The organism is Grimontia indica, from assembly GCF_000333895.2.
GTDB lineage: Bacteria > Pseudomonadota > Gammaproteobacteria > Enterobacterales > Vibrionaceae > Enterovibrio > Enterovibrio indicus.
The window spans coordinates 132,729-156,128 of the sequence record NZ_ANFM02000012.1 but is presented as its reverse complement, the minus strand read 5'-3'; the positions used below and the strand labels follow the sequence as shown (position 1 = coordinate 156,128).

At 50.5% G+C, this 23,400-nt stretch carries 20 protein-coding genes and 6 tRNA genes; 10 read left to right on the top strand and 16 right to left on the bottom strand.

Annotation, left to right across the window (positions count from 1 at the left end; translation table 11 throughout):
- Positions 1-45: 45 nt before the first annotated feature.
- Positions 46-1,998 (top strand): DUF3857 domain-containing transglutaminase family protein, encoded by a 1,953-nt coding sequence (locus D515_RS07390; RefSeq protein ID WP_002537480.1) that lies wholly within the window; start codon positions 46-48, stop codon positions 1,996-1,998.
- Between the two features lie 63 nt (positions 1,999-2,061).
- Here the strand turns inward: D515_RS07390 and D515_RS07385 are convergent, their stop codons facing one another.
- The 3 genes from D515_RS07385 to trmB form a co-directional block, all read right to left on the bottom strand.
- A complete protein-coding gene (locus D515_RS07385) occupies positions 2,062-2,823 on the bottom strand; it encodes a DUF2884 family protein (RefSeq protein ID WP_002537479.1) in 762 nt (253 codons plus the stop codon).
- 85 nt (positions 2,824-2,908) lie between these two features.
- Positions 2,909-3,829: a glutaminase B gene (gene glsB / locus D515_RS07380; RefSeq protein WP_002537477.1), complete on the bottom strand. Its 921-nt coding sequence runs from the start codon at positions 3,827-3,829 to the stop codon at positions 2,909-2,911.
- 96 nt (positions 3,830-3,925) lie between these two features.
- Complete coding sequence (gene trmB / locus D515_RS07375; RefSeq protein WP_002537476.1) at positions 3,926-4,642, bottom strand: tRNA (guanosine(46)-N7)-methyltransferase TrmB; 717 nt, start codon at positions 4,640-4,642, stop codon at positions 3,926-3,928.
- A 180-nt stretch (positions 4,643-4,822) separates the two neighbouring features.
- Here trmB and mutY point away from each other — a divergent pair, with 180 nt between their 5' ends.
- From mutY to D515_RS07340, 7 genes are all read left to right on the top strand, one after another.
- Positions 4,823-5,893, top strand: a complete 1,071-nt coding sequence (gene mutY, locus D515_RS07370) for an A/G-specific adenine glycosylase (protein WP_002537475.1) — start codon at positions 4,823-4,825, stop codon at positions 5,891-5,893.
- Positions 5,894-5,912: 19 nt separating this feature from the next.
- Positions 5,913-6,185: an oxidative damage protection protein gene (locus D515_RS07365; RefSeq protein ID WP_039849736.1), complete on the top strand. Its 273-nt coding sequence runs from the start codon at positions 5,913-5,915 to the stop codon at positions 6,183-6,185.
- 122 nt (positions 6,186-6,307) lie between these two features.
- A complete protein-coding gene (mltC, locus tag D515_RS07360) occupies positions 6,308-7,417 on the top strand; it encodes a membrane-bound lytic murein transglycosylase MltC (protein ID WP_152442353.1) in 1,110 nt (369 codons plus the stop codon).
- Positions 7,418-7,553: 136 nt separating this feature from the next.
- Positions 7,554-7,629, top strand: a tRNA-Phe gene (locus D515_RS07355).
- Between the two features lie 50 nt (positions 7,630-7,679).
- Positions 7,680-7,755: transfer RNA gene (locus D515_RS07350), tRNA-Thr, on the top strand.
- A gap of 34 nt (positions 7,756-7,789) precedes the next feature.
- Positions 7,790-7,865 (top strand) — tRNA-Phe (locus tag D515_RS07345).
- A 47-nt stretch (positions 7,866-7,912) separates the two neighbouring features.
- Positions 7,913-7,988, top strand: a tRNA-Asn gene (locus tag D515_RS07340).
- A gap of 274 nt (positions 7,989-8,262) precedes the next feature.
- Here the strand turns inward: D515_RS07340 and D515_RS07335 are convergent.
- Genes D515_RS07335 through D515_RS07280 form a run of 12 tightly spaced genes read right to left on the bottom strand, consistent with a single transcriptional unit; the run spans position 8,263 to position 20,192 of the window.
- Positions 8,263-9,954, bottom strand: a complete 1,692-nt coding sequence (locus D515_RS07335; RefSeq protein ID WP_002537469.1) for a SpoIIE family protein phosphatase — start codon at positions 9,952-9,954, stop codon at positions 8,263-8,265.
- Positions 9,955-9,975: 21 nt separating this feature from the next.
- Positions 9,976-10,275: an STAS domain-containing protein gene (locus D515_RS07330; RefSeq protein ID WP_002537468.1), complete on the bottom strand. Its 300-nt coding sequence runs from the start codon at positions 10,273-10,275 to the stop codon at positions 9,976-9,978.
- Positions 10,276-10,283: 8 nt separating this feature from the next.
- Positions 10,284-11,456 carry a methyl-accepting chemotaxis protein gene (locus D515_RS07325; RefSeq protein ID WP_002537467.1) on the bottom strand — a complete coding sequence of 391 codons (1,173 nt, stop codon included), beginning with the start codon at positions 11,454-11,456 and terminating at the stop codon, positions 10,284-10,286.
- Positions 11,449-12,492 carry a protein-glutamate methylesterase/protein-glutamine glutaminase gene (locus D515_RS07320; protein ID WP_002537465.1) on the bottom strand — a complete coding sequence of 348 codons (1,044 nt, stop codon included), beginning with the start codon at positions 12,490-12,492 and terminating at the stop codon, positions 11,449-11,451. Before D515_RS07320 ends, D515_RS07325 begins: the two co-directional genes overlap by 8 nt.
- Positions 12,492-13,139 carry a chemotaxis protein CheD gene (locus tag D515_RS07315; protein ID WP_039849735.1) on the bottom strand — a complete coding sequence of 216 codons (648 nt, stop codon included), beginning with the start codon at positions 13,137-13,139 and terminating at the stop codon, positions 12,492-12,494. Before D515_RS07315 ends, D515_RS07320 begins: the two co-directional genes overlap by 1 nt.
- Positions 13,140-13,181: 42 nt before the next feature.
- Positions 13,182-14,033, bottom strand: a complete 852-nt coding sequence (locus tag D515_RS07310) for a CheR family methyltransferase (protein WP_002537461.1) — start codon at positions 14,031-14,033, stop codon at positions 13,182-13,184.
- 2 nt (positions 14,034-14,035) lie between these two features.
- Entirely contained in the window at positions 14,036-16,423 is a 2,388-nt protein-coding gene (gene aer2 / locus D515_RS07305) for an aerotaxis transducer Aer2 (RefSeq protein WP_002537460.1), read from the bottom strand.
- Positions 16,424-16,428: 5 nt separating this feature from the next.
- A complete protein-coding gene (locus tag D515_RS07300) occupies positions 16,429-16,902 on the bottom strand; it encodes a chemotaxis protein CheW (RefSeq protein WP_002537459.1) in 474 nt (157 codons plus the stop codon).
- Between the two features lie 9 nt (positions 16,903-16,911).
- Positions 16,912-17,418, bottom strand: coding sequence for a chemotaxis protein CheW (locus D515_RS07295; protein WP_002537458.1), 507 nt, complete (start codon positions 17,416-17,418; stop codon positions 16,912-16,914).
- A 9-nt stretch (positions 17,419-17,427) separates the two neighbouring features.
- Complete coding sequence (locus D515_RS07290; RefSeq protein WP_002537456.1) at positions 17,428-19,500, bottom strand: chemotaxis protein CheA; 2,073 nt, start codon at positions 19,498-19,500, stop codon at positions 17,428-17,430.
- 22 nt (positions 19,501-19,522) lie between these two features.
- Complete coding sequence (locus D515_RS07285; protein WP_002537454.1) at positions 19,523-19,882, bottom strand: response regulator; 360 nt, start codon at positions 19,880-19,882, stop codon at positions 19,523-19,525.
- A gap of 31 nt (positions 19,883-19,913) precedes the next feature.
- Complete coding sequence (locus tag D515_RS07280) at positions 19,914-20,192, bottom strand: STAS domain-containing protein (protein ID WP_002537453.1); 279 nt, start codon at positions 20,190-20,192, stop codon at positions 19,914-19,916.
- A 361-nt stretch (positions 20,193-20,553) separates the two neighbouring features.
- On the opposite strand from D515_RS07280, the gene D515_RS07275 reads away from it, so the two are divergent.
- Positions 20,554-20,629: transfer RNA gene (locus D515_RS07275), tRNA-Phe, on the top strand.
- A gap of 72 nt (positions 20,630-20,701) precedes the next feature.
- Positions 20,702-20,777: transfer RNA gene (locus D515_RS07270), tRNA-Thr, on the top strand.
- A gap of 267 nt (positions 20,778-21,044) precedes the next feature.
- On the opposite strand, the gene mrcB is transcribed toward D515_RS07270, so the two are convergent.
- A complete protein-coding gene (gene mrcB, locus D515_RS07265) occupies positions 21,045-23,390 on the bottom strand; it encodes a penicillin-binding protein 1B (protein ID WP_002537451.1) in 2,346 nt (781 codons plus the stop codon).
- Between the last annotated feature and the right edge of the window lie 10 nt (positions 23,391-23,400).

Below are 23,400 nucleotides of genomic sequence, written 5' to 3'. Positions count from 1 at the left end.
TGCGACGCTGCCTTTTGTTCTCGATAGCAATGGACAGCGTTGTAGATGAAGAAGTATCTGATTGCCCTTGGCGCTCTGGCGAGTTTCCCGCAACTCGCTTTGGCGCAGAATGCCTTATATGCCGCTTTGCCCGATTGGGTAAAGCCTATCTCCCAAATTCCAGAGATCGACAAAAGCGCCCACTATTACGATCAACAATTTCTGATTGTTGATCGGCAGCTTAACCTTGTCGCGACAAATCCCATCGAATACAAACGCTACACCAGCAAAGTGGTGTCAATTGAAGGTGTTGAATCCGGCTCCCAGATCTCGATCGATTTCGATCCGTCCTATCAAAAAGTCGCTATCCACCGCCTCGAACTGGTGCGCGATGGCAAAGTGCTGGATCGAAAAGAAACTGCGGAGATCGACCGATTCAAACGGGAGGTTGATCTCGATTCACTGCTCTACAACGGCGATGAAACCCTGCATATCGTCCTCAATGACGTTCAGATGGGCGATGTGATTGATGTTAGCTACACAATAACCGGCTTCAATCCCGTGTTTGGCGAGCGTCGCGAATGGTACCTCAAAACCGGCTGGGCAAGTACAGTGGCGCTGGTTAATGCGCGTATTCTGGCCCCTTCAGACAGTGGCATTTCGGTCACCAATCTAGACGGAAAAGGACAGGGCGATTTTCGCCAGACCCGCGATGATGGCATCACCACCTTCACCTATCGTGAAACGAATGGCCTGTATGATTTCGACGAGCCAGAGCAGCCGCGTTGGTATAACCCCTACCCATATCTTCATGTTTCTAGCTATAGCAGTTGGAAAGATGTGGTGAGCTGGGCTTTACCACTTTACCAGGCCACGCCGGACGACGAAGAAGTGCAGGCATTGGTGAAAGACATCCAACAAACTTATCCGGATGCGCCGGAGAAGCAGGCTGTGGCTGCGATTCATTTTGTGCAGAACAACATCCGCTATCTGGGTATTGAAAACGGCATTGGCTCGCACAAGCCACGCCCACCAGAGCAAATCCTTTCTCAAGGCTACGGCGATTGCAAAGACAAAGCCCTACTGCTGGTTTCCATGTTGGAAGCCATGGGGATTGAGGCCTATCCGGCGTTAGTCGACACTTTCTGGCGTGAACAGCTGCCACACCAGCCTGCTGCCCCTTTCAGTTTCAACCATGTGATCGTAGCGCTGAAAAAGGACGGCGAATGGATTTGGGTGGATGCCACCCGCACCCATCAAGGCAACCGCCTCGATACCCTTGCCCAGTCAAGACTCGGCTATGGTCTGATCCTCAAACCTGACAGCAAGGAGCTCACCCAGATGGCAACACAGGAAGTTCCTGTGACTCAGGACATCGAGCAGCGTTATGTGGTCAATCATGCCAACGCGCAGAGCTATCTGGCGGTGAAAACCACCTATCGAGGGCTGGAAGCGGAACGCTGGCGCCGGTATTTGGAGTCAAAACCGTTGCGTGAACTGGGCGAGGAATATGCCAACTACTATGCAGGCTTCTTCAGTGGTCTCGATTTCTTGCGTCCGTTGTCTATCAGCGACGATAAAGATCTGAACGAGCTGACACTCAATGAAGCGTACGTGATTGAAGATCTCTGGTCGAAGACCGATGACACCTACTCGTTTGTGATTTCCGGTGACATTGTCGATGACTACCTGACCAAGCCGGATCTCATCCGTCGAAAAACCCCATTCCGCTTTGGCACCGATGGGGCAGTTCGCCAAAAAATCAAATTGAGCCTTCCTGAAAACTGGGACATTGAGCAATCGGAAAACACGGTGAGCAATCCGTTTTTCGAATTCAAAAGCTCACTGAAAACCGTGGCCGAACCCGGTGAAGTACTGCTCAATAAAACCTATGTAGAGGCAGATTATTATTACCGGGCGAAAACCCGCTATGTAGAAGCCAAAGAGCTGCGCCAGTACATGCGACATGTGGATGACGCCTGGCAAAACGTGGATTACGAGTTTACCTACAGACCGTAAAAAGACAGACAGCAGAAACAAAAACAGCGCGGAAATCCGCGCTGTTTTTCTATCATGTTTTCACTAGCGAACAGTGACAGTTTTCCAGCCTTTCAGCGCAGGAATAAGTTCAGAAATCTCTGATTCCCGATCCTGCCAGACGCCAAGACGAGAACACAGCTCCTGTCTGACACCCACGGTACGATTGCGCTGCACGCGGACTTCATTGGCAAGCTTGTCCTGAAGCGTTGCCATCTTCTTGGAGATAAATTCCATGCGATTGTTCTGACCAGCGCTCAATGCCGCAATGTCCATCAAACCACGGCTCGAAACGGTGGCGATTAACTGCGGCAGGCTTGATTCCAGTTCGCGTACTGTGTGGGTCAGCGCTCTGTGGTTAAGCTGTGGCGAATGATCTTCAGCGTAAAACGAGGCACTGACGCTGCGTTGCAGGTGCTGGTGGAACTGACCAAACTCACCACGAAGGCTGCTTTGCTCACCCAATTCGGCAGCCAACACGCCATCAAGCGCACGCCAGGAGGTTTGCAGCTCATCAGACAGCGATTTACTGATAAACGGTAAATCAGCACGCACTCTCTCGCTGTAAGCGGTGAGAGAAGCCTTCTGCGCGTCATTCAGACTAACGCGGTGTACATCAACATAGAGGTTGCCGTTGGGTTCGATACGGAACGTATTATTGTTCTGCTCGATAAAGATACTGTTGGACTTGATTTCGATATCGCCATGGAGCTCAGGGCGACAAGCGTCCGCCGCCGCAAGAAATGGCAGCATCGCCAACAACGCACAGGATACTTTCAGCATATTTGTCAGACTCACAATTCCCATAAACCTTCTCCGCATCTCAGGCTTAGACGGTGTCACCCGGTTTTGAAGTCACACCTGTCCAGGCACTAGAGTCTGACTGCAGACCCTAGAAGATTGAACGGCCGATGCGCTCTGCCAGCAGTTCTAGTGCTGCTGTGCCCGCGAGGGAGTTGCCTGATGGATCCAGCTCCGGTGACCAGACGGCGATAGACATTTCGCCCGGCACGATTGCAATGATCCCACCACCGACGCCCGACTTACCCGGCATGCCAACTCGGTAAGCAAACTCCCCTGCGCCATCGTACAAACCACAGGTCGCAAGAAGTGCATTGACCTGCTTACTTTGAGTCTGGCTGACAATTGTTTTTTCTGCGCCTAAAGGAAGTCCCTTATTTGCCAGATAGTTAAAGGTCTTTGCCAAATCCACACAACTCATTTGAAGTGCGCAGTAATGGAAGTAATTGGCCAGCACGGGCATCACATCGTTGTCAAAATTGCCAAAAGCCCGCATCAGATAAGCAATCGACGCATTTCGGTCACTGTGATCCATTTCGGAAGAGGCCACCATTTTGTCGTAGCAAATATGCTCGTTACCGGACAGGCGACGAACGAATTCCAGCATGCGTTGACGAGGGGCAGAAAGACGGCTGTGGAGCATGTCGCACACCACCAGCGCGCCGGCATTGATGAATGGATTTCGGGGGATCCCCTGCTCCATTTCCAACTGGATCATCGAGTTGAATGCCTGACCGGAAGGCTCTTTACCCACCCGATGCCAAATCTCCTCTGGCTGGTAATTTTGCAGGGCTAGCGTGAGACTGAGCACCTTGGAAATAGACTGAATAGAAAAGGCTTCTTCGGCATCACCCGCTTTGATGATTTCGCCGTCGTTGTAGCACACCGCGATACCCAATTTAGAGGCAGGCACTTTTTTCAGAGCCGGAATATAGTCGGCGACTTTGCCCTGTCCGATCAGCGGACGAACTTCTTCCAGGATACCGCTCAAAAGCTCTGGGGTGGGTTTCATTGCTATCTCCAGTGGTCAAAAAAGCCAACACGAGGTTGGCTTTAGGCTTTGCGACACTTTACACAGTCATGTCGCAAGAATGGTATGAGTTTTTTATTAATCGACGCGGGCGTACTTCATATCCCAAACGCCGTGGCCAAGACGGTGGCCGCGCGCTTCGAATTTAGTCAGTGGACGCTCTTCAGGGCGTGGAATGTATGGACCATCTACTGCTGTGTTTTTGTAGCCCGGTGCCACATCCATCACTTCAACCATATGTTCAGCATAGTTTTCCCAGTCCGTCGCCATGTGGAAAATGCCACCGATTTTCAGCTTGTCACGCAGCATTTGAACAAATGCTGGCTGAACGATACGACGCTTGTGGTGACGTGCTTTGTGCCATGGGTCTGGGAAGAAAAGCTGAACGGTATCAAGGCTCGCAACTGGCAGCATGTGCTCGAACACTTCAACCGCGTCGTGACACATGACGCGCAGGTTAGTAATTCCTGCGTCGCGCGCTGCCATCAAACATGCACCAACACCTGGGCTGTGTACTTCAATACCGATGAAGTTTTTCTCCGGTGCGTTTTTTGCCATTTCAACCAAAGATGCGCCCATACCGAAACCGATTTCCAGCACGACTGGGTTGTCGTTGCCGAACACTTCTGTCCAATTGAGTTGCTTCTCTTCGAAGTCGATCCCCATGGTCGGCCAGCAATCGTTCATTGCTTGCTCCTGACCTTTGGTCAAACGCCCTTCGCGACGTACAAAGCTTCTGATCTTACGAATAACTTTGCCGTCTTCGTTCAATTCGGTTTTGATGACTTCTGCCATGGTGTTATGCCTGCAACTCAATAATGAAGAAAAGTTAAGCGGATCGCGCATTATCCAAAGATTGCGCCTCGGTGCAAGTCTTGGACGCTTACCGTACAAATCTTTCCAGAAAACGTGGTCTTTTTTAATCAGCGACCGTAGTAGACTGTCCGCCAATAAAGATAACAAAGAGCAAGTAAAGTGAGTCAGTCTTTTTCCGATGCCATTTTGACGTGGTATGACAAATACGGCCGTAAAACCCTGCCGTGGCAGCAAGAAAAAACACCTTACAAAGTGTGGCTGTCAGAAATCATGTTGCAGCAAACACAGGTTGCGACGGTTATCCCCTACTTCGAGCGCTTTATGGCACGCTTTCCAACGGTTGTGGACTTGGCAAATGCCGAGCTCGATGAAGTGCTGCACCTCTGGACAGGGCTTGGCTACTACGCCCGTGCCCGCAACCTACATAAAGCGGCGCAGAAGATCGCCACTGAATTCGGTGGCGAATTCCCAACAAATATTGAAGACGTGATGGCGCTACCTGGTGTCGGCCGCTCCACTGCTGGTGCTGTGCTTTCACTGTCACTCGGTCAACATCATCCGATTTTAGATGGTAACGTGAAGCGTACCCTTTCCCGTCACTTCGCGGTTGAAGGCTGGCCAGGCAAAAAGCCTGTCGAGAATCTTCTTTGGCAACATGCCGAAGCAAACACGCCTGCCGAAGGTGTACAGCGCTACAACCAGGCAATGATGGACATGGGTGCGATGATTTGTACCCGAAGCAAACCCAAGTGCGATATCTGCCCCGTCAATTACAGCTGTGAAGCCAATGCTCAAGGACGTCAGGCCGATTTTCCCGGCAAGAAACCTAAGAAAACCATTCCGGAAAAAGAAACCTGTTTTGTTTTGTTCCAGTACCAAGACCAAATCTGGCTGGAGCAGCGACCACCAGCAGGACTTTGGGGAGGTTTGTGGTGCCTGCCAGAAACCTCAGAGCAAACCGCTGAGGGTTTCATCTCCCGTAAATTGGCGGAAAACAGCTATGAGAAACCTGAACATCTGACGGCGTTTCGTCACACCTTCAGCCATTTTCACCTAGATATCGTGCCTGTTCGCGTCAAGTTACACAGTAAACCCGATAACATTGGGGAAAACGGGATCATGGAAGGCAACGGCGGGCTTTGGTATAACTTAACCCAACCAGCGAAAGTCGGGCTGGCAGCACCAGTACAAAAGCTGCTTGAAAGCCTGACCAGAGAGCTAGAAGTCTAAAATAACTAGGAGCTTAATGATGAGCCGCACTGTATTTTGTCAGCGCCTGAAAAAAGACGCTGACGGTCTGGATTTTCAACTTTATCCGGGTGAGCTGGGTAAGCGCATCTTCGACAACATTTCCAAAGAAGCGTGGGCGTTGTGGCAGAGCAAACAAACCATGCTGATCAATGAGAAAAAGCTCAACATGATGGATCCAGAGCACCGCAAACTGCTCGAAGATGAAATGGTGAAGTTCCTGTTCGAGGGCCATGACACTGTGATCGAAGGCTACACTCCTCCTTCAGAGTAAGGCTTTCTGCACACAATCTGCCTTATAGCTTTGTATTTAAAAGCATCTTGATTACGCTAATCGGGATGCTTTTTGTTTTTACACGGGAACTGATCTTGCGCCGCTTATTCACTTTTCTTTTTATGGCAACGCTCATCTCCGGCTGCAGCCGGGAAATGGTCGAATCGACACTTGGGGTGAGTTATGAAACCACCAACCGTTTTGCCAAAAACCTCGCTCCCCTGCCGGGTCAGTTTGAAAAAGACTTTGCCGCACTCGATAAACTGATCAACGGTTTCAGCGGAGACATTGAGGTACGCTGGGGTAAAGACGAAGTCTACATTTCCGGTAAGCGCGATTACGTAAAATACACCGACAACTACATGAGCCGTGCCCGCGTCGATTTCGCCAACGGTCTGGTCACCATCGAAACCGTTGCCACCACTGAGCCAAAACAGCATCTCAAACAGGCAATTGTCACCACCCTTTTGACGCCAAACGATCCTGCATCGGTTGATCTTTATTCTGCCGCAGATGTTCCCTTGTCCGGCGCACCTTTCTTGCAAGGTCAAATTTTGGATCAGGATGGCAAAGAGATCGCTTGGGAATGGCGTGCCAATCGCTACGCCGATTATCTGGTCGCCAATAAAATCAAAACCAAATCACTGCGATTCCAGAAGGTTTTCTACGTCGAAATCCCCATGGTGAAAGATCACTCCAGTAAGCGTCGCTATCAATATGCCGATCTTATCCGTGACGCTTCACGTCGCTATGGCATCTCCGAAGAGCTGATATATGCCATCATCAAAACCGAAAGCAGCTTCAACCCCTATGCCGTCAGCTGGGCTAATGCCTATGGTTTGATGCAGGTCGTCCCCAAAACCGCAGGGCGTGATGTTTTCAAGCTGGTGAAAAAACGCCCGGGTGAGCCTTCGCCGGAATACCTCTTCGACCCGGCAAAGAATATTGATGCGGGTACCGCGTACTTCTACATTTTGAAAACGCGATACCTGAAAGATGTTCGCGATCCGCTGTCAAAACACTACAGCATGATCTCTGCCTATAACGGCGGAACCGGTAATGTGTTGAAAACCTTCCACCGTTCTGACCGAAAACGGGCAATGAACGATTTAAACCGCTTAAATCCTAATCAAGTGTATTGGGCATTAACCAATAAACACCCGTCGTCAGAGTCGAGACGTTATCTTCAAAAGGTCACTAAGTTCCAAAAAGAATTTCGTTCTATGCAATAAAAACGCGGGAAGCACTGGAAAAGCTGAGGCTTTTTAAACCAAACAGGTGAAAAAGCCATCAAACGGTCTTATTTGACGTTTTTTTTAAAAAAAGGTGTTGACGGTAAGCCTCAAAATCCGTTTAATGCACCTCGTTGCCTCGATAGCTCAGTCGGTAGAGCAGGGGATTGAAAATCCCCGTGTCGGTGGTTCGATTCCGCCTCGAGGCACCATATTCAGTGAAATGGTGCAGATACATCAGCAACGTTTCCACGGTTTGTGTGCCGGCTTAGCTCAGTTGGTAGAGCAACTGACTTGTAATCAGTAGGTCACCAGTTCGACTCCGGTAGCCGGCACCACTTTTTTGATGTAGAGTCTTGCGCTTACATCATTGCCTCGATAGCTCAGTTGGTAGAGCAGGGGATTGAAAATCCCCGTGTCGGTGGTTCGATTCCGCCTCGAGGCACCATTATTAAAAATGGTGTTTGATAAGGTAACTTATCAACAACATACAATTCCCCCTTAGTTCAGTCGGTAGAACGGCGGACTGTTAATCCGTATGTCGCTGGTTCAAGTCCAGCAGGGGGAGCCACTTAAGAAGCCTAGTCGAAAGACTGGGCTTTTTTTCGTCTATACGTTGGCGCGTTGCGCCAATATGCCGCTGACGGAAGGCCGCCCCACCTGCGCGGCCCGGTTCAAGTCCAGCGGGGGGAGCCACTTAAGAAACCTAGACTAGGCGTCCCCGACGAAAGACTGGCTTTTTTTCGTCTGTACATTGGCGAAATGTCACTGACGAAAGACTGCACCAATAAGAAAGCCTGCTTGTGATAGCAGGCTTTATCGTCTCAGTTTTACCCTTCTGACGTTTAAGCGTTGTATTCCATGCCCGCTGATAAGCGGAATGTGCCACGCGCGGTGCGTCCTTCATCAAGATAGGAAAAGTCTTCGCACAGCTCTGTGACCAAGGCTATTCCCCGGCCGCATCGGGCGACTGAGTCTTCGAGTGTGCTGTCACTTTCTTCGTAATAGAAGCCTTCCCCGTTGTGCGAGACGTAAAAGGTAAGTTCACGCTTAACCGGATTAAACGAAATCCCCACTTCCATAAAAGCGAAGCTGTCTAACGCATCAAGACGGGACTGACGCTCGATGTAGTAATCCAGAAAACCTTCATCATCGACTTTCAAATCAGAGGCCAGTTTCAGCAGGCCATGTTCCAACGCATTATTGGCAAGCTCCGACATGATGGTACACATCAAATCCAGATCGATATTGCTTCCCAGCGTGCCTTTGAGCATGCGACGGATTTCTCCCACCAGATTGACCTTTCTAAGCTCATTGGCACCAAAGTAAACCGTTAGCTGAGCGGGAGAGCGTCTGTCGTAAAAGTCCGGGTCGCCTGGCTGCAATTCAACGCGACTAAAAATAGGGGCTGTCATTTCAAGCATCGACATATCATCCCCGACACCACCACCTTTGGTGAAATTGCCCACATGGTCGCGCGTGACGTCGATGATGCTTGGCATGTTGTCTGAAAAAATCGCTTCCAGTCCTTCTTCGCCCAGCTCTCTACCGTCAGCATCGCGCGCTTCGATGACACCATCAGTGAAGAAAAACAGCTTGTCCCCTTCATCCAAACGCAGCGCAACGAGATTGGCTTCAAACTCATCAGAGTCCATCGCCCCCAGCGCCATATGCGCAGACGGCAGTCTTGCCTTGATGTCACCATGTTTATCGAGCAGGTAGCCGTCCGGCATTCCCCCGCCCCACCAATTCACCTCGAGCCCATTGGCAGACACTTCGAGCAAATTGGCAGCGACCAGCATGCCGGGAGGAAGAAACTTTTTAAGCGTTTCATTCATTTCTTTCACGATGTCGCCCAGAGCGAAACCGTGTTTAGTCATGGCAAAAAACGCCTTGGTGGCAGGAATAGTCGAAATAGCGGCAGGTAGGCCATGGCCGGTCGCATCCGCGAGCATGGCATAAATGCCACCCTGAGGTCTTGGCGTGACCAGCACAACATCACCGTTGAAGTTGGTGAACGAGCTGGTATAAAACTCAACCCCTTCCGCTTCCTGATAACAGGCCTGCATCAGGTTACTGAAGATGGTTTCCGCCATGGTGTGCTCATACAGGGTATGCGCCTGAAAATGCTTGAGCTTGTCACGCTGTTCAGAAACCTCGTTATACAAACGAATGTTACGGCAGTGGGCGCGAACTTTGGCCACAATGGTAGTGCGGCTGACCGGCTTGGTTAGGAAGTCATCCCCCAGCGTCATACAACGGTTAAAAGCATCGTTATCCGTAATCCCGGTCAAAAACACAATCGGCAAGTACTGGGATTTGTGACGCATGCGGATTTGCTTGGCCGCTTCAAACCCATCCATCACGGGCATCAGAACATCCATAATGACCAGATTGGGCAGCTCGTCGAGCGACTCCAGCATATCCAATGCCATCTGACCGTTATCCGCGATCAGCAACTCTTCAAATTCATCCTTGAGTACGTGCTCAAGGAAGCATTGCAGCGAGACTTCGTCTTCAACAATTAACGCTTTCACCCGCCACCTCCGAAAATCGAATTACTCGATGATAAATTTCTTTTCGAAACGGGCGATCACCAACACACGTTTTATCTGTGGCATGGTGTTGATCAGGCGGATATCGCCTTCCTTTTTATTGAGGAAGCTTTGCATATTCAGCAGCATGCCAAGTCCCGCACTGTCAATGTATTCGGTACCGCGAAAATCGACCACGATATCCTTGCCCTGACAATCGGTGTAGGCATCCCGAAACTCCTGTACAACGCTGAAGTCAAATTGCCCGTTAACATGGATTACGACTGACTTGCCGTCATTTTTTTCTTCACGACTGATGGCCATAGTGTCTCCTAAAACAATTCGATGTCGCCTTCATCTGCAGACATTTGTTTTGCCGGTGCTCGCTCCGCTGAGCCAGCCATTTCTTCGATATCGTCGACTGCTTGGTGCAGCGCGACCCAATCCACATTGCCAGACTCCAAGCTCGCCATGATGAGGGCGTTCAGGTCTTCCAGAATGTGGAGGTTGTTCAATACGTGTTGACCCTGCTGTGACACGATGTCCGCGAACTGCAGGCCCTGAATACTCTTCGATACTTCAGCACGCACCGCATCCCCCTGCTCAGTCATCTTGCCAATCTCCAGCGTGACCTGATGATTGACTTCCTGAACCCCTTTTAAGAGGGATTCAATGCGTGTTTTAGATTCAATTGATGTCGTCATATCAAGAGTGGCAATCTCACCCACAATTGCGCTGGTCTGTTTCACCGTGTCTTGCGCAAGGTTGATGTCACGGTGGATTTGACTGTTGAGTGACGTTGCACGGTTTGCCAAATCGCGAACCTCTGCCGCCACAACACCAAAGCCTCTGCCCAATTCACCTGCACGGGCTGCCTCAATCGCCGCATTCAACGCCAACAGATTGGTTTGGTCAGACATCGCCTGCACCTGATCAAGAAGACCAAACACCGCTTGCAGTTTTTCCGACATGTCATGAATGCAGTGAATCGCCGTAATGGACTTCTCTGATACCTGCACCAAAAGATCAATATACTGATCGATGGCCTGCTCGGTTTCAGGCAACACTTTGGCTAGGTTGAATTCACTTTCCTGATTGTTCAGCAGATCTGTCACCATGTGTTTTGCCAGAGTCGATTGCTCCCCTACCGCACGCTCCATACCAAAGAAGCTCGAGTTCAGGTTGTGCACAGAGTCGTTAATCACTTCCTGCTGCCTGTCGAGTTGCTCCCGAATCGGGATCAATTCAATGTTAAGGATGCTGTGAATCTTGCGCAGAATAGCCGTTGATTCATAGGAGACACTATTGTCATCCTGCGGCACCTCAACGGTATACTCTGCCTCAACGTGCTCCACCTTCCCATCTTGTTTGACCAACAACAACACAGCCAAAGACACAATGACCGCTGCAGATATCGTTAACGGTGTTTGTGCAATGACCAGCGGATAACAACCCGCTGCAATGCCCAATAATGCGATGAACCATCTCACACTTTGTTTACCCATATACTTTGCCTACTAGGTAAGTCGCGACTTTTTCTAAAGGCAGCACTTGTTGTGCTGCTTCTATTTCTACTGCTGCCTTTGGCATGCCCCAAACCACTGAGCTCTTTTCATCCTGCGCAACAGTCACCGCACCGGCATGTCGCATTTCCAACATGCCCTGAGCGCCATCTTTGCCCATGCCTGTAAGCAGAATCGACAGCGCGCGGCTACCTGCTGCTTCCGCCACAGAGGAAAACATCACATCAACAGACGGCTTATGGCGTTGCACTGGCTCACCGTCACTTCTCACACAGTAGTAGCGACCAGAGCGTTTAACGACCTGCATGTGAAAATCACCGGGTGCGACATACACCCGCCCGTTTACAAGCGGCGCTTTATCAGAGGAAAGTTCTTCAACATGGAGCTTGGAGGCACGGTTAAGCCGCTCGGCAAAAGATTTACTGAACAGCGCTTTGATGTGCTGGGTGATAACAATCGGCGGCATCATTTCGGGCAAAGCTTCCAGAACATGCCGGATAGCTTCTGTCCCGCCTGTTGAAGCACCAATAGCAATAATGTCGAAGTCTGAATCGAGTTGGCGGCCAGAAACACTGATCTGTCCTTGGTTGCGGTGTGTGGCGCCAGCAATGTTAGCCGTTGCCGCCATTTTCACTTTCTCAATGACCAGTTGACGGTAGTTACCCATCTCTGCGGCCACGTTTTCTGTCGGTTTGGGAAAATAATCCACTGCTCCCAAATCAAGCGCTGCCAGCGTGGCATCTGCTCCATGTTGGGTCAGTGTGGATATCATCACTACCGGCATAGGATGAAGACGCATCAGGTTACGCAAAAATTGCACGCCATCCATCTTGGGCATTTCAATGTCCAAGGTGATCACATCTGGTTTGAGTTTTTTGATTTTTTCCCGCGCTTCATAAGGGTCAACCGCGGAACCCACCACCTCAAGTTGAGGATCTGAATCGATAATTTCACTGAGCAATGCTCTAAATACGGCAGAGTCATCGACAATCAGTACTCTATGTACTTTTTTTCCCATTAGAAAAGCTCCGCACTGTCGTCATCATCTCGTTTCGCCTCATTGACCAGGCGACGTTTATAGCTGATCTCTTCTGCTTCTACCTCTGCACGATATCCACGCAGTTTTTTGACCCAGGCTTTTCCCGTGATCGGATCGAAAACCACCTTTCGTGGAAACTCGCTGCCCAAATCCTCTCCTGCCAGATTCAGACCTTCGTTTTTCACATAATTTCGGATGAACTCAATGTTCTTCTCACCCACATTGGCTTGCTTGCCCGTCCCCATTACCATGCCACCGCCAAAGAGCTTTACCCGCAGTCGGCTTTTAACAGCGCCCTGCTGGATCAAGGTGTTTATCAAAAGCTCCATGGCATAGTTGCCATATCGCGCAGCATTGGAGCGCCATTGAGTCGGATCCCATCCCTCAATATTGTCGGCATCTCCAAACGGCAACATAAAGTGATTCATTCCACCAAGTTCGATGAAGGGATCCCACACACACGCAGAGATGCAGGATCCCAGCCCGGTCGAGATCAATTCACGCTCGGTCGTGACATACACTTCCCCGGGCTGAATCTTTACCATCATCATTTGCTTACCGGGGTGATAAAAACGCCTCGCCCCTGCCCCAATCGGACAACCGGTAAGCTCCAAAATCTTGTGCATAGGGAGCTCTACTCGATGTTAATGCTGCTCAGGATCTTGAAGTCAGGGTTTGCGAAACATGGTTTGACCCAGGTTCTCAAACCGGCTTCCCATCTGTCCGATGCTTTCTGAGTGACCGATAAATAAAATGCCGCCGCTGGCGAGCTTTTCCCAATAACGTTCTATCAGCATCTGCTGAACGTCTTTCTCAAAGTAAATCATGACATTACGGCAGAAAATGGCATCAAGCGGGCCTTTGTGGGGCCAGTTCCCCATCAGATTCAATTGCTTGAACGTAATGGCCTGTTGCAACGAGGGCTTCACTTTCAAAAGCTCCTGCTTCTTGCCTTTACCGCGAATGAATCCATGTTTAAGCATTAGGTCGGGGATGGCCTTCATCGCCTCAATGCCGTACGTCCCGTTTCTCGCCACTTCGAGTACTTGCGTGTCGAGGTCCGTCGCTAAAATCTTGCAATCATAATTTGGCGTTAATACGCCGCATGCCGCTAATGTCGACGCGATGGTATAAGGCTCTTCACCGGTTGAGCAGCCTGCCGACCAAATCCGGATACGGCGTTTTTTCTGCTGCTGCCACTCTGGCACCATGGTGTTCACTATGTAGTCAAAGTGATGCTTCTCGCGAAAGAACTGGGTTTTATTGGTCGTGAGGGCGTTGATAAACGCCACCCGCTCATCAAGATCATTTTCAACCCGGTAGAAATAATCTTTGAAGTTGTCCAACCCGGTTCGACGGAGTCTGCGCGCCAACCTACCGTAGACCATCGAAGTTTTACGCTCAGAGAGAGAAATCCCCGTCTCCCTGAGCATAAAGTCCTGAATGAACTTGAAGTCCTTATCAGTAAACTCAAACTCGCGCTGCTCTTCGATTTGGCTCAGCGCCTGAATGGCGTTCACTGTTAGAATTCCTCCCAGTCATCTTCATCTGACGTCGGCGATGCAGCAGGCGTTGGCGCATTCACCGCCTTTTTAACCGGAGCAGGCGCTGGTGCTCTCGGCGCGGCAGGTGCACTACCCGTGAAGCTTTTGATCGGTTCTTTGCTGACGCCGAAGCCCGTTTTGCTGCTGTCGACCTGGAAGAAACCAATCAGATTGAGAAGCTCACTGCCCTCGTCACGGAGCGACTGGCTCGCCGCAGAGGCTTCTTCCACCAATGCTGCATTCTGTTGGGTCATCTCATCCATCTTGACCACGGCTTTCGATATTTCATCGATACCTGTCGCCTGCTCCTGACTTGCGGAATTAATTTTGCCAATCAGGGTGCTGACTTCGCCGACGGCGTCCACGATCTCGTTGAGCATTTCGCCGGACTCATCCACCAGCCTTGAGCCCTCGGATACTTTCTCGACGCTATCTTTAATGAGGTCTTTGATTTCTTTCGCTGCCCCCGCGCTTCGCTGCGCGAGATTACGGACTTCACCTGCAACCACCGCAAAGCCCCGCCCCTGCTCACCGGCTCGGGCCGCTTCTACCGCAGCGTTCAGTGCCAGCAGGTTGGTCTGGAAGGCAATTTCATCAATCACGCTGATGATGTCGGAGATGCGTTTGCTTGCCTTGTTAATCTCACCCATCGCCTGCACGGTCTGTTTCACCACTTCACCACCCTTCTGGGCTTTGGTGCTGGCATCTTGCGACAGGCGGTTAGCAGAATTGGCGCTTTCTGCATTTTGCTTCACGGTTGAGGTCATTTCTTCCATGCTGGCAGCGGTCTCTTCAAGGCTTGCTGCCTGCTCTTCGGTACGCTCACTCAGGTCTGAGTTACCCTCAGCGATTTCACCGGAAGCCGACGCCACACGCGCTGACGAAGCCGTGATTTTTTCCACCATGTCGCGAAGGTTAGTGATGGAGGTATTCACCGCATCGCTCAGTTGGGCAAAGTCGCCTTTATAGTCTTCCGGCATGTTCACTTTGAGGTTTCCGGTCGACACTTGGGACATGACGTCCTTACAGTTATTCAGCGGCGACGCCATAGAGTCGAGCAGGCCGTTTATGCCCTCACTGAGATTGGCCATAAAGCCGCTGTATTTTGAAGTATCGATGCGGGAATCAAGACGCCCTTCAGAAGCAGCTTCAATCAGCCCCTGAACATCGCGCTGACCTGCCATTTGCTCAGTGATGTCTTCCCATTGCAGCGCAGGGCCAATGTAGTTTCCTGCTGCGTCATACATAGCGATACAGGTCAGGGTGAACTCAAGCTCACCGACTTTGATCTCTGCGGTGTACGGCAAGCGATCGGGGTTACCGATAATCCCACGTTGGTGCGCCGGGTTCTTATGGAAGATATCGATATTTTTACCCACCAAGTTATCAGCCTGAAAACCCGGGAAGATACCGCGCAGGTCGCTTTCGCGACTGCGGAGCAGGTTCTTCAATGCAGGGTTGTAGTAGGTTATGTTGCCGTCTTTATCCGCCATCATGATGTTAGTGGTCATGCCTTCAACGGCAGAGACTAAGCGGCCAACTTCCACTTCACGCTCACGCTCAGCGGTCACATCGCGCCACTCAAGGCTGTTACCGATGTAATTGCCACTGGCATCCACAATAGCTGCCACGTTCAGCTCGATGACGATGCCTGCAACCTGAATATCGGTTTTATAGGGCAGGTTATTGGGGTCAGAAAGCAGCTGGCGCTGGTGAGCAGGATTTTTGTGGAATTCATCAATGCAGCGTCCCATTAACCAGTCTTTCGTCGCCATGAAGCCAGGCCAGACTTGTTTAAATGACGCTTGATGAGTTTCGAACAACCTGACAGTTTCTTCGTTGATGTAAGTAATGGCGAAGTCTCGGTCAATAAGCACCATCGCCGTCAGTGATTGATCAATCGCCGCTTGCAGTTGGGCGCGCTCATTGTCCGCTTTCAGATCCTCGGTAATATCATCCCACTCCAGCGTATTGCCGATGTAATCACCGTTCTCGTCGGTGACGGCACCAACAACAAGCTTAAGGGTGACATCTTCTACCTGGATGTTGGTTTCGTAGGGAAGATTCGCCGGGTTTGAGAGCATCTGTCGCTGGTGCGCTGGATTGGAATGGAACATGTCGATGCAGGTTCCTTCAATCCAGTCTTTGTCCGCACGGAAGCTTGGCCATTTCGATCGGAAAAGGGCTTCATGCGTCTTCAACAATTCCACCGATTTGTTGTTCACATAGAAGACCTTAAAATCACGATCGACCATCATCAGCGCCGTCTGTGCTGTATCCAGTGCGGACACAATATGTGCCTTTAAACCCTGATCTTTTTGTGTGTTTTCAGCTGCAGCTGTTTGCTCTTTCTTCCACCACGACATAATTGTTATTCCTCGCTAACCAGATCTGGCTGCGTTACTTCATGCAACTCGTCAAAATCGAACAGTTTTTCTAAACGGATTAACACCACATGCTTACCATCTACTGAGGCGATACCTTCGATATACCGCTCATCGATTTTCACAAAGCCGGGTGCAGACTTTATTTGGCTTGCTGAAAGCTGATAAACCTCAGCAACCGCATCCACAATGACACCAAGGGACTGGCCTTTGGCATTTCGCACAATCACCACAACGGTGGTTTTGCTGAGCACGGACGGATCCATGCTGAAACGCTGCCTGAGATCCACAATGGGAATGTATTCCCCACGCAGTTCAAGCACGCCCAACAAATAGCTTTCACTATTCGGGAGCTTTCGGACTTCTGACCATCCACGTACTTCTTTCACATCAAGGATGTTCAATCCATATTCTTCTTCATCGATGAGGAAGCTGAGGTATTCCATAACGTCTTCTGACATAACCCCTCCTTAATGCACCAGGTTGTCGATATCGAGCAGCGCATCCACATCCAGGAGGCTCATCACCTGCGCATCCACATTCAGTAAGCCGCTGACAAACGGCATCACAACAGAGTCACCGATAGGTGGGATCAAGTTGTTGTTTCCCATGTCGATCACGTCCGACACGGCATCAACAACAATCCCCATCATGCGATGGCCTGCGTTTTCACCCGCTTTGAGGATCAGCACCACGGTCGTGGGCAGATACTCCACTTTGCCGATATTGAAGCGCACACGGAGATCCATAATCGGCACGATCATCCCGCGAAGGTTGATCACGCCGAGAATAAATTCGGGAGCGCGTGGAATGAGTGTGGGTGATTCCCAAACGCGAATCTCTTCGACAGTTTGGATGTCAACGCCATACAACTCATGGGCGAGATCAAAGCTCAGGAAGTCAGAACCTTGCAGTCTGTCCTCACTTTCCATCGCGCCTTCTTTACTCTCTGCTACAGCCAGGGCTTGCTCGCTCATTTGCTCCTCCTATGCCGCAATATGGTTGTTGGCGTCACCGACGCGACTCAGGAACCCCGTCATCAACCCCTGCACATCCAGGATGAGGGAAACGGAACCGTCACCAAGAATCGTCGCCCCCGAGATCCCGTTGACACGGGTGTAGTTAGACTCGAGGCTCTTAATCACCACCTGTTGCTGCCCAAGCATTTCATCAAGCAACAATCCAATACGGTTGCCACCCGCTTCCACCAGACACAACAGCTGCTTATCGAGCGCGCCCGATTCACCAAGGCAAAACTCTTCTTTCAAGCGAAGGATGGGAATGTTTTCGTCCCGCAGGCGATAGAGCTCAACGCCGCCAGTCGCGACTTTGACACGATCCGATTCGATCTGGATCGATTCGATAATCGAAATCAGTGGGACGACAAACACCTGATCAGCCAGTTTGACCAATTGACCATCAAGAATAGCCAGCGTCAGTGGCAGACTGATACGGAACACGCTGCCTTCATCAGGCTTGGAGTCCACTTCAATGTGACCGCCAAGATCTTCGATGTTACGTTTCACCACGTCCATCCCGACACCACGGCCAGAGACATCAGAGACCACTTCTGCCGTTGAGAAGCCCGGCGCGAAGATCAGGTTGTAGACTTGGTGATCGGAAAGATCGTCAATCGACGTGTCGGCATGCAGCAAGCCCTTCTCGATGGCTTTTTTCCACACTCTTTCTTTATTCAGACCGGCACCGTCATCACGCACTTCGATGACGATGGATCCGCCCTGATGATAGGCATAAAGATTGACGCGTCCTGTTTCGGATTTCCCTTTAGAAGCGCGTACATCCGGCGCTTCCAAACCATGGTCAACCGCGTTACGCACCAGGTGAACCAATGGGTCTGTGATTCGCTCCAGCACGGTCTTATCGAGTTCGGTTTGCTCACCTTCGATGATCAATTCAACGTTCTTACCCAATTGGGAAGACAGGTCGCGGATGAGGCGCGGGAAGCGGTTAAACGCAAAGCTAATAGGGAGCATGCGGATATTCAGCACACTCTCCTGCAGCTCTTTGGTGTTTTGCAGCAATTGATCCAACCCTGCTTGCAGGCGTTCAAGTTTGCTTTCAGAAAAATTCTGGCTGAGTTCAGTGAGCATGGACTGTGTAATAACCAGCTCACCGACAAGATTGATGAGATTGTCGACCTTATCGATCTCAACACGGATGGAGGAAACTGCATCGGCTTTGGATGCTGGTGCTTTCGCAGGCGCTTTTGGTTTGGCTGCGGCCGCTAGTTCTGGCGAGTTTTCTGCTGGTGCCGCCGAAGATTCAGTGCTTGCCTGCTCAACAGCAGGCTCTTCCACCTTGACGCCTTCCGCCTGAGTGATTTCCAAATCACATTCGTCTTCTACCCATTCAAAGATTTCTTCAATCTGATCACGGGTAATGACGCTGTCGACGGTGATTTTCCAGCTGAGATAGCACATCTCAGGCTCAATTTCACCGAGGGTCGGCAACTTGTCCTGAATACATTCGATAATACAGTCAGCGCCAAGGTCGAACATCTCGCGAAGGATTCGAACCGGATCGTTGCCCGAGAAAAACATCTCTTTGTGAGGCTGGAAAAATACGACCCAATCGCCCGCGCCACCACTCTGCTCTGTCGTTGGCTCTTCCGCTTCGGTTGCAGGAGTTGCACCACCGGAAGTCGGGCCACCATTAAGCAACTCGTTCAATTGGTCAGTCAGTGCGTCTCTTAATACGTGGTCGAAGTCTGTATCAGTTTCATAAGCCACCAGCATGCTGTTGATGCAATCGCCCCCTTTGAGGAGCAAATCAATGGTAGCAGCATCAAGACGACGTTTCCCTTCCCTGGCTTCGTCAAGCAGTGTCTCCATGACATGAGTAAACTGGCTGATCTCATTGAGATTAAAGGTCGCACCACCGCCTTTTATCGAGTGAGCAGCCCGGAAAATTGTGTTGATAATATCAAGATCAACGTCTGCATCCGGGTCAAGGGCAAGCAGCTCACGCTCCAGGACTTCAAGGTTCTCACGACACTCCTCATAGAAAATCCGGCGCAGTTGGTCCATGTCCAAAGCCATAGCGATCTCCTTGGTGGAACACTTAAATAACGCGTTGTAGAGTCTTCAACAGAGTGTCAGGGTTGAACGGCTTAACAATCCAGCCAGTAGCGCCGGCAGATTTACCCATACTCTTTTTCTCTGCCGACGTTTCAGTGGTCAGCATCAGAATCGGTGTGAATTTATATTGCGGTACAGCACGTACCTGACGGACAAATTCCAATCCATCCATGTTTGGCATGTTGACGTCGGAGATAATGACATCGTATTGGCCCGACTTGGCTTTTTGCAGCGCTTCAGCGCCGTCGTTGGCGGTTTCTACCTGATAGCCCGCTTCTTTGAGCGTGTGGCTTACCATTTGACGAATAGATACAGAATCGTCCGCAGCTAGAATTTTTCGCATACTGTCACCCTGATTGAACTACCTGAAAAACTTACTCAGCAAAATCGACTAAACCTAACGGCTCAACCAATCCTAATGTTTTTGCTGCTCCCACCAATTCACCGGACGCGCCTTCCCACTTCCAACTGATTGATTGGTTGTGGCAAAGGTTTCTGGCGGTAAGTAGGAGTTGTAATCCTGGTGCATCAACACGTGATACTTCGCTACCATCGATCAGCAAGCTGTCTGACTTCTCTAATTCGGCTTGCAGGCGATCTTTTAGGTCCATCACCTGTGTAATGTCTAGTTGTTCCCCCAATGAGAATCCCATCGCAGAATTCCCTCCCCTAACAATTGACTTACGTCGAAAAGTTTTATGTACCACTAAGTGTAGCAATAATGGGAAAAATGAAAGTTTTTTAACCAATTGGATTTAAAGTGCGACATTCGGTAAATATTCCGACACCTTTGACCAGAAACCCTGTCATGGAGGTCGATGGATTTTCAGTTTTCAGAAAGTGAATGCCAGCGGGAAAGAAGTGATAAACCCATCACATTACAATGAAAACAGGTCAAAGCTCAGCCAGCGCGATGCAATTCACACCAAATAAAGCAAAAAAGCAGCAGTCGAACGATTTGAGTGAGAAATTATTTTGACAAGAACCCGGCTCTGCTATTTAATGGCGCCCGTTGCCTCGATAGCTCAGTCGGTAGAGCAGGGGATTGAAAATCCCCGTGTCGGTGGTTCGATTCCGCCTCGAGGCACCATATTTCAGTAATCGATAATTCGATTGCAAGGAAATGTGGCTCAGTAAGAAGCAACGTTTCCACGGTTTGTGTGCCGGCTTAGCTCAGTTGGTAGAGCAACTGACTTGTAATCAGTAGGTCACCAGTTCGACTCCGGTAGCCGGCACCATCTAAAACGAAAAAGCCTCGTCATTGACGAGGCTTTTTTGTATCTGCAATTTATCATCAGCCAAAAGAAAAAAGGGTTGAACGCTCGTCCAACCCCTTCTGGAATTATACCAATCACAGTAGGTAGGTGATCAGAAATAGCGCAGGAAAAATGCTCGAGAACAAGGCGGAAAATTTCGATAAGTAGCTATTCTACAATCAAATTTTACAACGCAGTTATCGAGCATTTTAACAAGCTAGGGCGAGCAGATATTTACTACGATTGGTATTAGTTAAATATCGATTGCAGCCAGCTTACCGGGTCGGGCTTGTCGCACCGTTTGCGCCAATGGCCTTTCGGGTCCCACATTGGCAACTTACTCTCGCTGAAGCAATCAGTCACAAACTGCCCTTCCCTGACCTGATACGGCACGCTGGCAAGTTCAGAAGGCCAGTTCAGCGTCAAAGGCTCAGGTTGCCTTGCTTTGATGTAATCCGCATACAAACGCAAAGCACCGGATGAGCCAGTCAGTTTGGTCGACTTGTTATCATCACGGCCTAGCCAGACCGTGACCACTTCACGGCCATCAATGCCGACATACCAGCTATCACGGTTGTTGTCTGTGGTGCCTGTTTTACCCGCAAGACCTGCCCAGCCAAATGAGGGGTTGAGATAACGGCCAGTTCCGGTTCTTACCACTTCCTTCATCGCGTACATGGTCAGCCAGCTTGCCTGCTCAGAGACTGTCTGACTCGACTTCGGCCAATTTCGGTAAAGCACCTGACCATCACGGGTAACGACTGCACGCAACGCTGTTAAATCAGCTTTCCGTCCGCCACTGCCGATGGTTTGGAACATCTGCGTGACTTCCATCGGCGTCAACGTAAATGCTCCGAGAAGCAATGACGGCACACGGGTGATTTGGTCGGGGTCGACACCCAGTTCTTCATAGGTATCAATGACCGTTCCCAAGCCCACAGCCAAACCGAGATTAACCGTCGGAATGTTGTAAGAGTGCGCCAGCGCTTTGAGCAAAGGCACCTGCCCACGGAATTTTCGGTCGTAGTTGCGCGGCTTCCACTCGCTGCCCTGATCGCCTTTCAACACAATGGGTTTATCATCCAATGGTGACGCCAGATTGTATTTGTCAGGATCTGACAATGCCGCCAGATACACTGCCGGTTTGGAAAGCGAGCCAATCTGTCGGCTACCATTGAGTGCCCGGTTAAAACCCGCATAACCAGGACGGCTGCCACCGACCATGGCACGAATCTCCCCACTTTGGCGGTCTGCAATCACCACTGCCGCTTCCAGATCTTTTCCGGCAACTTTCTTTAGTTGATCAACCTTCTTAACCACGGTTTTATCGATGATCGACTGAGACAAAGGATCTAGCGTACTGAACACGCGGAGGCCACTCTCTGGATTGAATTGGCTGCCAACGCGCTCGCGGATTTCGCGGGTCAGTTGTTCAAAATAAGCAGGCTGTCGGCTGTTAATGCTCGGGGATTTCTGAATACCGAGTTTGCGCCCCGCAGCTTCTGCGTATTGACCAGAAGAGATAACACCACTTTCCATCATCATACGAAGGATAAGGTCACGCCTTTCCTGCACACGCTCTGGATAGCGCCAAGGGTTGTAGTACGAAGGGCCTTTGACGATACCCACCAGCAACGCCAACTGATCAATACTGAGCTCTTCAATTGGACGACCAAAGTAAAGGCGCGCTCCCAAAGGGAAACCATGGACTCCCTTGCCACGTGCCTGACCCAGATACACCTCGTTCAGGTAGGCTTCGAGAAGTCGGTCTTTGCTGTAGCGATAGTCCAGCAGCACGGCGATATAAGCTTCCTGCGCTTTACGCCACAAGGTGCGGTCGCGGGTGAGAAACAGGTTTTTCGCCAGCTGTTGGGTGAGAGTTGAACCTCCCTGCACCGTTCGGCCTGCTTTGAGGTTGACCACCAATGCACGGGCAATCGCAAGAGGAGATACACCATCATGGTGATAGAAGTTTCTGTCTTCCGTGGTCAGTAGCGCATCAACCAGAAACTCAGGGAATCGTTCACGAGGCAGGAAGATACGCTGCTCATCCGTGTTCGACTCCATGGTGCCCAACAGCTTGGGTTCAATTCGTAGATAACCCAGTTGCTTACCACTGTCGAGCTGCTTCAGGCTTTGCACGCCTTCCCCAGAAAAGGAGATCATCACGTGTTGCGCCTGCTCCGGCCCGTCTTCAAACTCAAAAGGACGACGGATAATCTCGACGCGGGTTTTCGACGCGGAATACTCACCCGGCCGGCTTGGATTGCGCACACGCTTGTAGTTGAGGATGTCGAGCTCGCGCTTCAGCGAATCAATGGTAACGGCTTCTCCGGGTGCAAGATGCAGAATGCGGCCATATACCACGGCAGGCAGTTGCCAGATTTGCCCGTCAAAGCGTTCCTGGATTTTGCTATCCAGATAAATCCCCCAAATCGCCATGACTGCCAGAAAAACCAGCGTGCATTTAAAGCCAAAGGAGAGCAGTTTTTTGCCCCAGCCTTTCTTCGCTGAGGCCGTTTTTTTCTTGCCACCACGCGGGCTCGCCGTTTTGCGTCGCGTGCGGGGTTTGGTGTTCTTAGTTTCTTTTGTCATGAAGTCTGGT